Source organism: Puniceibacterium sediminis, assembly GCF_900188035.1.
Classification (GTDB): domain Bacteria; phylum Pseudomonadota; class Alphaproteobacteria; order Rhodobacterales; family Rhodobacteraceae; genus Puniceibacterium; species Puniceibacterium sediminis.
Genome location: NZ_FZNN01000002.1, coordinates 361,320 through 369,114, shown reverse-complemented (window position 1 = coordinate 369,114; position 7,795 = coordinate 361,320). Strand labels below are relative to the sequence as shown.

Genomic DNA, 7,795 nt, shown 5'->3' with positions numbered 1-7,795 from the left:
AGCTCAGCGCATTGAACAGGCTCGGCTCGCCCCCGTCGATGATCTGCGCCCGGTCCAGGAGCGGCAGCGTCGGCGCAACCGGCGGCAGACCTTCGCGCACCAAGGAGCCAAGCTCGAAGACGTTCCCGACCTGAATATCCCGGGATCCGCTCTGCGGCTCCGCTTTTGGCTGATCCTTTTCTTGGAAATATATTTTCACCAGTGGTGGAGTATCGTACCGCCCTAATGCTTCTGGCCAGTCTTTCAGGTTGTTGGCTTCATAGAGAAAAGTAAGACAGATACGGAGCGCGAACGCGCCTCCCTCGAGGCTGCGAACATGGTCGGTCTCACTGAGAGTGAGCAACAGCGCTTCCAGAAGGTCGTCGCTGATTTTCGAATTGCCGTTGTACCACTTGGTCAGAGTGCTCTTGTTTGGTGGCCCGTTCGGACCGCAGTACGGCACCATCTTGTCAAGGATCCGTTGCTGCGTCACGCCGGGGTACCCCAGATTGACATGGTGCTTCAGGAACTGGCCGGCAGCCTTATACTTTGGCTCGGATGGTTCGACAGTATCCTGCTTCGGCATAATTCAAATAATCCAAGCATTCTAAATTCACTGTGACCGTAGGTCACCAGGGAACTTGACGCAACTTCCGGTTCTCCAAACACCCCGAAATTCCGGCTTCAATGGCTCATCCGGCGACACTCCCGCCCCGGAAAACCATCCCGCGCGCCCGTCCCCGCAAATGAACCAGCCGCCGGGTCAGACCAGAAGCACCAAGACACCCTGAAGAGCGCAATTCCTGACGCGCTCCGAGCTGCCTTGCAACAGGAGGCGTGGAACATGAAATCCGAAAAGAGGAATGCCGACTGGAACCTGATTGCGTGCGCCGCCGTCATTGGCGCGATCGCGCCAATCGCGGTCCTCGCGACGCTTTGGTTCATCGGCCTCGAAAGCAAGGCGTGAGTTCGATCCGGTAATAGCGCCCTGCAGTGCTGCAGGGATCGGTTCGCATGAGATCCATTTCTATCTCCACATTCGCGCTGCGATGCCGTGTTCTTCTCGGCCGACAGCATTGGCGTAGATCGCCGTCGTCGACAACTGGGCATGTCCCAGCCAGCGCTGCAGCATATGCAAGGGAACACCCTGAACTGTCGCATGCACGCCGAAGCCATGCCTGAGGCCTTTGGGGCTGCGCTGCGGCGCGTCCGGCAGACCGGCGTCGATCATGATCTTCTTGACGATCTGCCAGACACGAACGCGGCTGAGCGGCCAGATTGGCTGGGCTGCTTTCTTGCGAGATTTCTGAGCTTCCCGGATACCATGGGCCGTATTCAGGGTGTCCAGGAAGTCCGGCGGCACGGGGACGGTTCTGTAGACGATCTTCTGGCGCCCTGCCGCGTCCTTGCGCTTCTTCAGTGACCGGATCGCGATCGTGCCGCCGGAGAGGTCCATCGGCGGCGGCAATTACGCCGTGCCGCGGGCTTTCTCGACGCGCGGAACGGGTCCGATCACGGTCGCCGAGATCGACCCTGCGGTCACCGAACTCGCCGCCGAGGCGTTCTGGTTCGATCCAACCTCAGCTACGATCCTTCACGAGGATGGCCGTCGCGCGCTCCTGACCCGCAACAAGTGTTGTAATCCGCCGAAGCGCCGCTTGAGATTGAGGTCGTTTTGGGCTCACAGCCGACTTGCGTCAGGGCAGCATGAAGACACCGGGCCCAAACCGCCTCGGCGATCATAGCAACCGACGGCAGCCAGCCCTTCTACGACATTCGGGCTTGGCGCAGCATTAAACCGAACTCAGGCATGAGGGCGGAAAGCGGTCTTTCGCCGCGAGTGCTATGAATTCGTTGCCCGACGGGTAATCTGCCGTTCGACAGCATACCTACCACTGAACATTCAGATTGCGTCGGGCACAAGCTTCATGCACGTTAGCTAAAATGGCCATTTTGGATCAAATCTGCATGAAAACGCTGTCCGCCCGCGATGCCAAAAACCGCTTCGGTTATTTGATCGATACCGCAAGACAGGAGCCTGTTTCCGTGGAAAAACACGGCAGGCCCGTCGTTGTGGTGCTCAGCGTCGAAGACTATGAGCGCCTGGCGAGCGAGGCATCCGGGACTGGTGCCGGGGAGCCAGAATGACCAGAAAAGCGGCTTATCCACTGATTGACGTCTTCGCGGGGCCGGGCGGCTTGGGAGAGGGTTTTTCGTCCCTGACGCGCGGAAAGAAGGATGCCTGCTTTAGAAGTGCGATTTCGATTGAGCAGGACGAGTTCGCTCACCGGACACTTCTGTTGCGGCACTTCCTGAAGAGCTTCAAAGGCGGGGTGCTCCCTGAAGATTACTATCGCTATCTAAAAGGCAACATCACCCTTTCTGAACTGTACGAACTGCACCCGAACGAGAAGGCTCACGCGGAGTGCTCGGCAATCAGAATTTCTCTGGGAGCCGACAACCAAAAGTGCGTCCGCAAGCTGATCAGCGAAAGACTTCAGAACCAGAAGAAGTGGGCGCTTGTCGGCGGACCGCCATGTCAGGCCTACTCCCTGGTCGGCAGGTCAAGAATGATGGGTGACCCTGAGTTCGAAAACGATGAGCGGCATTTTCTGTACAAAGAATATCTTCGCATCATCATCGATCACGCTCCACCCGTTTTTGTCATGGAAAACGTTAAGGGGCTGCTTTCGGCCCGTGTGAATGGCGAATTGGTCATCAAACGGATCACAGCCGATCTCGCATCGCCAAAGGATGCGCTTGGCATGTCTTCCAACGGGTTGGGGTACAGGCTCTATTCTCTCTCGGAAGACGAGCTTCCGGGTATTGAAGCCGATCCCCGCATATTTCTGGTGCGCGCAGAAGAATACGGTGTCCCGCAGGCGCGACACCGGATGTTCATTGTCGGCGTGCGGAAAGATATCAGTATACGCCCCGAAAGACTGAAGCCGCACAAGCCGCCGACACTGAAACAGACCATCGGCAACCTGCCTAAGATCAGAAGCGGTATCTCAAGGGGGGGAGACAGCTACGACAAATGGTACCGAGAAATCGAAGGCCTCGACCCTGCAACAGTGTGCAGGGAAATGAACGGGCACGAATACGCCAGTGACCTGATGGAGCTGATGGGAATCGACCTGGAAAGGCCTCTCAAAGGCCTGGAAAAGTCTTCCTCTAAATATCCGGCGCGTCCACGTCTTTCACATGATGTACTCGACAGCATTTATGACGAGCAGCTTTCGGTTCTGGACAGCCATGAATCGCGCTCGCATATGCCTTCAGACCTGCGACGTTACGCCTTCGCAGCGTCATTCGCATCTGTTACCGGCAAGAGTCCGAAGCTGGCGGATTTTCCGCGCAGCCTGCTTCCCGACCATGCAAATGTTGAGGACGGCAGGGCCGGAAAGATGTTCTCCGACCGCTTCCGGGTTCAGCTCCCCGATCAGCCTTCCACAACCGTTACGTCGCACATCTCGAAAGACGGACACTACTTCATCCACTACGATCCGAGGCAGTGCCGCAGCCTGACGGTCAGAGAGGCGGCCCGTCTTCAGACTTTCCCGGACAACTATCGCTTCGAGGGGCCGCGCACCTCCCAGTATCATCAGGTCGGCAATGCCGTGCCGCCCTACCTTGCACGGCAGATCGCGGCGATTATCGCGGACGTTCTTGATCAGATGAAAGACGGGGATGCGTGACCGACCGGATTTCGAAAGAGCACCGCAGCTGGAACATGTCCCGAATCCGGGGCAAAGACACAAAACCCGAAGTTCTTCTTTGTAGCCTTCTCCACCGGAGAAGCTTTCGCTTTCGGCTGCATGCGCCTGGCCTGCCTGGAAAACCTGACATCGTTCTCCCGAAGTACCGCACGGTCATCTTCGTTCACGGGTGCTTCTGGCACCGTCAAGAGGGGTGTTCGAGTGCGACGATGCCAAAGACGAGCACCAGCTTCTGGACGGAGAAGTTTCGCAGGACAGTAGAGCGGGACCGGGAAAAGCAGACGCAGCTGGAAAGTGCCGGGTGGCGGGTCCTGACCGTATGGGAGTGTGAGTTGAAGAGTGATCCAGAAGCACTCCTGGACATGTTGAAAAATCAGCTTCTTACGGCAGCTCCGCGGCCATAGATGGCGTATAGATTATGTACATTTCAAAAATGTACATGAGTACAGTTGACTCACATATTATGCATGTGCAATTAATGTGCGTAGGCACAAGGAGTTCCACATGCGCGACAAACGCAAGAAGTTCATTGACCTGGCTGAGTCACGGGTGAACCGTGCGATCAAGGACATCCGGCTGATTGGCAATCTCGCCAATAGAAATTCGTATGAATACACGGAGGAAGACGCTCGTAAGATCGTCCGTGCGCTCCAGAAGGAGCTGGACTCGGCGAAAGGCCGGTTTCTCGGAGACTCGGGCGGGAAGGACACCGATTTCAGACTGGAAGAGTGAGAATGGCAGGATATTGGGAATTTAATAAAGCAGACCCTTCGAGCGTCCGAATTGGCGTGACGCAGCGCGACCAGTTTAACAACGACGATGTCGGTCTGGCCGAGGCGCTGGTCAGGGAAGTCATTCAGAACTCTTCTGACGCGGGCAGCGAGGACGCGCCCGTCAAAGTCAGCTTTCAGCTAAAAACTCTGAACGGTGATGAGGCCGGTCAGCTTGCAGCGCAGTTCCAGGGCCTTCTTCCGCATCTCAGTGTTTGCGGTCTTGATCTGCCCGGAGCCGAGCAAGGCCCGGCGCGCGTTCTGGTCATTGAGGATTACAATACCAGAGGATTGACTGGCAGCTTTGAAGATCTGGACAAGGATAACTTCGACAATTTCTGGCGGGCTGTAGGCGAGTCCGAAAAGTCCGGGCAGAAAGGCGGGCGATGGGGACTTGGGAAGCTGGTCTACTCGTCCTCTTCAAAGATCAGCGCATTTTTTGGACTGACGGTCCGCAAGGGCGAGAGCTGTCCCTCTGTCATGGGACAGGCCGTACTCAAAAACCATTCCATTGAAAACGTCTACCACCCGGCGCACGGTTTCTGGTTCGACGGTCGTTCCGGCAACGGACTGAACCTGCAACTGCCGGTTCAGGACTGCGAAGAGATTGCGCAGTTCAAGGCGCTCTACGGGCTTGAACGTACCGACCAAACAGGTCTTAGCGTCATTATTCCCTATCTGATCGACAGCGTCACCGATGATACCATTCTCGCCGGGGTGGTGAACAACTACTACTTTCCGATCCTCGCCGGTCGGCTGGAAGTCGAAGTGGGTGACGTTCTCGTCAATGCAGGGTCGTTTCTGGATGTGGCTGCAAGCGTCGGGCAACCTGGTGCGTCCGTTCCGTTTGCCTTTGTAAAGGAAATCAGCGATGCGCTCGGATCGCAGGAGGCAGCGGTTGCCTCCGGCACCATAGGAAATGCCCGACTTTCGCCGGAGCATCTGACGTCCGAACAGGTTGAAACCATGAAGGCCGCGTTTTCGGGGGGCGGTCTCGTCCACCTTCGTGTTCCGGTTATGCTGAAGCCGAAGGGAAAGGCGCAGCAGAGCGGAAATATCGATCTTTTCGTCAGGGCGCTTGCCGAAGAGGAAGACCCGTTCTCGCTGTTCGCACGGGGACCGATAACGCTGCCCGGCGAACGCCACTTTGCCGGAGCTGTGGCCCGCGGTGCGATGATTGCACACGACGATATTGTGGCCGAGTTCCTGGGAGACGCTGAAAATCCGGCGCACACGGCGTGGAACTCCAACGCTGAAAAGTTCAATGCCAACTGGGATCATCCGAGAAAAACCCTCTCGGCGATCAGGCAGTCGCTGCGTGACCTGTACAACATGATTGCCGATCAGAAGGAAACGCAGGACGATGACGCCCTGATCGACTTCTTTTCTCTGGCCGACAAGGCTCAGGCAACAAAAGGCAAAAAGAAGCGCGTCAGGAAACCCAAAATCGACATTGATCCCCGTGAGACAGCGATACGGATCAAACCGGGGAACGGCGGTTTCGAAATCCTTTCAGGGCCTGGCGCGCAGAAATGGACCTTTCCGAAGCGGATTCGCGTCAGGATGGCCTATGACATGATCGGCGCTGATCCGTTCAAACGTTTCAGCTCCTTTGACTTTGACCTGAATAGCACGAAAAAGCTGACATTCGAAACGACAAGCGGCGACATCAAGGTCGCCAAGGCCAATATTCTGTTCTTTGACGTTACGGCTGCTGACTTTCATCTGAAAGCCAGCGGTTTCGATACGCAGCGTGACCTGATTGTAGATGCGAGGACTTCGTAATGAGTACGGCCAAACGACGCATCAACTCTACAGGGCGCAAACGCATCGGACGGGAGTGCATCGAGATCAGTATGCTGGAAACCGGAACCGATGAACCGCTCAAGGCGAAGATCGACCTGAAGCTGCAGAATCAGGGGTTTCCAGGCGGAGCGCGCGTCGCGGTAGAAGCCTATCACCGATCTTCCGGGATGCGCTTCGACTGCGGAACGGTCGATGCACCGGAGGTCCCTGATGTTCTGGTACTCAGCGAGGTGGACAAAAGCGGTTCCGTTTTGTTCCGCCTGAAGGTGGTTGATAACGATGACGAGCCGGGCAAACTGCTTGCTTCCGCCGAACGGCTGAAACCCCGGAGTGAAGATGACAGTGAGAGCCGTCGCAGCATCTTTCCGATTCTGTACCGGGACCTTCGGCACGATGTCTGGAAGGTCGAGATTGAACAGGGGGATCGCCCTGTCCTGATCGTCAACAAGCGCATACCCGGCTTCGCTCATAAACTCCTTGAAAGCCCGATGATGCAGGCGCTGCTGCTTCCTGCAGCCTTGCGGATCGTTCTGAAGGAACTGGCCCGGGTGTCCGAGACCGGCGAGAGTGAAGACGAACCCGGCTGGAAGGAAGAGTGGCTGGAATACTGTCGCGCAGAACTGGGGGCTGAAGACGATCCGCGCGAGTTTTCCGATGACATCGCCAAGGAGGACTGGATTGACGAGGTCGTGATGCGGTTCTGCGAAAACCTGTCACTGATCGAGAAAATCAGAAAGGCCTCGGAGGAGTCGTGATGAGTGCAAAATTCAGAAAACTCAACGAAGCCGGAATAGCCGCGTTCAGAGACTACATCAGGGACGGCGCGGAAGGTCCGCCTCCTCTGCACCTGCTGGAGAACCCGGAAACTTCGGCTCCGCTTAAACCCGATATTCAGCCGGGATCGGGACAGTTTGACGACAGATATATGTTTGGCGTCTATCTCAACAGCCTGCTGAAGGAGTCTGATCCTGCAGCAATCAGCGGCGATGCCGGATTGTGGAGCGCCCTTGCCCTGTATTGGTTTGACAGGCTGTGTCCGCCGGATGCAGGCGGCAACCGGACACCCAAACAGGAGTACCTTTACGTTCTCAGTTCCGATTATCGTCATTACTACCGCCATCTGGTTCGTTCGCCGTGGCAGCTGGTGAAAGATCACAGCGACGCCTCGCGCTTCCTTCTGATTTCGCCCCGCAAACAGGCACATCCGCTCAGCGTGCATGGCGAAATTCTGGAACAGTTTGGCGGTCGCCAGCAGGTTCTTGCCAGCCGACCGATCATCAAGGCAGCCAATAAGTTGTACTTCGACAAGCAGAAATCGCGTCCGCGAACCGGTGTTGCAGGCAACGGACGGGGCAGCGCGCGCAGGTTCGGGCTTATTCTGCGGCAGCTGGACCTGACCTACGATCCCGAATGTATGACCGACAGCGCATTCATCGGTATTCTGCCGGACGAGTTTGAGAAGTGGCGGAAGCAGATGGAGGCAGGTCAGTCGAAGGCGTCCTAATTGGTTCTTGAAAAGTA

General features: G+C 56.7%; 11 protein-coding genes. 9 read left to right on the top strand and 2 right to left on the bottom strand.

Translation table 11 applies throughout. From position 1 onward, the window contains the following. On the bottom strand, window positions 1–565 hold a 565-nt coding region (locus tag CHB75_RS04420; RefSeq protein WP_141135074.1), incomplete at its 3' end, for a hypothetical protein. Window positions 566–823: 258 nt separating this feature from the next. On the opposite strand from CHB75_RS04420, the gene CHB75_RS22335 reads away from it, so the two are divergent. After that, a complete protein-coding gene (locus tag CHB75_RS22335) occupies window positions 824–946 on the top strand; it encodes a hypothetical protein (protein ID WP_281253178.1) in 123 nt (40 codons plus the stop codon). Window positions 947–1,006: 60 nt separating this feature from the next. Here the strand turns inward: CHB75_RS22335 and CHB75_RS04415 are convergent, their stop codons facing one another. Next, window positions 1,007–1,435 (bottom strand): tyrosine-type recombinase/integrase, encoded by a 429-nt coding sequence (locus tag CHB75_RS04415; protein WP_089269293.1) that lies wholly within the window; start codon window positions 1,433–1,435, stop codon window positions 1,007–1,009. Here CHB75_RS04415 and CHB75_RS21605 point away from each other — a divergent pair. From CHB75_RS21605 to CHB75_RS04375, 8 genes are all read left to right on the top strand, one after another. Next, entirely contained in the window at window positions 1,416–1,724 is a 309-nt protein-coding gene (locus tag CHB75_RS21605; protein ID WP_089269292.1) for a fused MFS/spermidine synthase, read from the top strand. The genes CHB75_RS04415 and CHB75_RS21605 overlap by 20 nt on opposite strands. A 223-nt stretch (window positions 1,725–1,947) precedes the next feature. After that, window positions 1,948–2,127: a type II toxin-antitoxin system Phd/YefM family antitoxin gene (locus CHB75_RS04405; protein ID WP_089269329.1), complete on the top strand. Its 180-nt coding sequence runs from the start codon at window positions 1,948–1,950 to the stop codon at window positions 2,125–2,127. Beyond that, window positions 2,124–3,677, top strand: a complete 1,554-nt coding sequence (locus CHB75_RS04400) for a DNA cytosine methyltransferase (RefSeq protein WP_089269291.1) — start codon at window positions 2,124–2,126, stop codon at window positions 3,675–3,677. Before CHB75_RS04405 ends, CHB75_RS04400 begins: the two co-directional genes overlap by 4 nt. Next, entirely contained in the window at window positions 3,674–4,102 is a 429-nt protein-coding gene (locus CHB75_RS04395; protein ID WP_089269290.1) for a very short patch repair endonuclease, read from the top strand. The genes CHB75_RS04400 and CHB75_RS04395 overlap by 4 nt, the downstream gene beginning before the upstream one ends. 100 nt (window positions 4,103–4,202) lie before the next feature. Beyond that, window positions 4,203–4,430 (top strand): hypothetical protein, encoded by a 228-nt coding sequence (locus CHB75_RS04390; protein WP_089269289.1) that lies wholly within the window; start codon window positions 4,203–4,205, stop codon window positions 4,428–4,430. 2 nt (window positions 4,431–4,432) lie between these two features. Then, complete coding sequence (locus tag CHB75_RS04385; RefSeq protein ID WP_089269288.1) at window positions 4,433–6,253, top strand: hypothetical protein; 1,821 nt, start codon at window positions 4,433–4,435, stop codon at window positions 6,251–6,253. Further along, window positions 6,253–7,029 (top strand): hypothetical protein, encoded by a 777-nt coding sequence (locus CHB75_RS04380; RefSeq protein WP_089269287.1) that lies wholly within the window; start codon window positions 6,253–6,255, stop codon window positions 7,027–7,029. Before CHB75_RS04385 ends, CHB75_RS04380 begins: the two co-directional genes overlap by 1 nt. Beyond that, window positions 7,029–7,778: a hypothetical protein gene (locus CHB75_RS04375; protein WP_089269286.1), complete on the top strand. Its 750-nt coding sequence runs from the start codon at window positions 7,029–7,031 to the stop codon at window positions 7,776–7,778. The genes CHB75_RS04380 and CHB75_RS04375 overlap by 1 nt, the downstream gene beginning before the upstream one ends. Window positions 7,779–7,795 lie beyond the last annotated feature (17 nt).

Excerpts from the sequence above, each read along its gene's own strand:
- CHB75_RS04380 (WP_089269287.1), top strand. The coding sequence starts at position 6,253 with ATGAGTACGGCCAAACGACGCATCAACTCTACAGGGCGCAAACGCATC.
- CHB75_RS04385 (WP_089269288.1), top strand. The coding sequence starts at position 4,433 with ATGGCAGGATATTGGGAATTTAATAAAGCAGACCCTTCGAGCGTCCGA.
- CHB75_RS04390 (WP_089269289.1), top strand. The coding sequence starts at position 4,203 with ATGCGCGACAAACGCAAGAAGTTCATTGACCTGGCTGAGTCACGGGTG.
- CHB75_RS04405 (WP_089269329.1), top strand. The coding sequence starts at position 1,948 with ATGAAAACGCTGTCCGCCCGCGATGCCAAAAACCGCTTCGGTTATTTG.
- CHB75_RS04400 (WP_089269291.1), top strand. The coding sequence starts at position 2,124 with ATGACCAGAAAAGCGGCTTATCCACTGATTGACGTCTTCGCGGGGCCG.
- CHB75_RS04375 (WP_089269286.1), top strand. The coding sequence starts at position 7,029 with ATGAGTGCAAAATTCAGAAAACTCAACGAAGCCGGAATAGCCGCGTTC.
- CHB75_RS22335 (WP_281253178.1), top strand. The coding sequence starts at position 824 with ATGAAATCCGAAAAGAGGAATGCCGACTGGAACCTGATTGCGTGCGCC.
- CHB75_RS04415 (WP_089269293.1), bottom strand. The coding sequence starts at position 1,435 with ATGGACCTCTCCGGCGGCACGATCGCGATCCGGTCACTGAAGAAGCGC.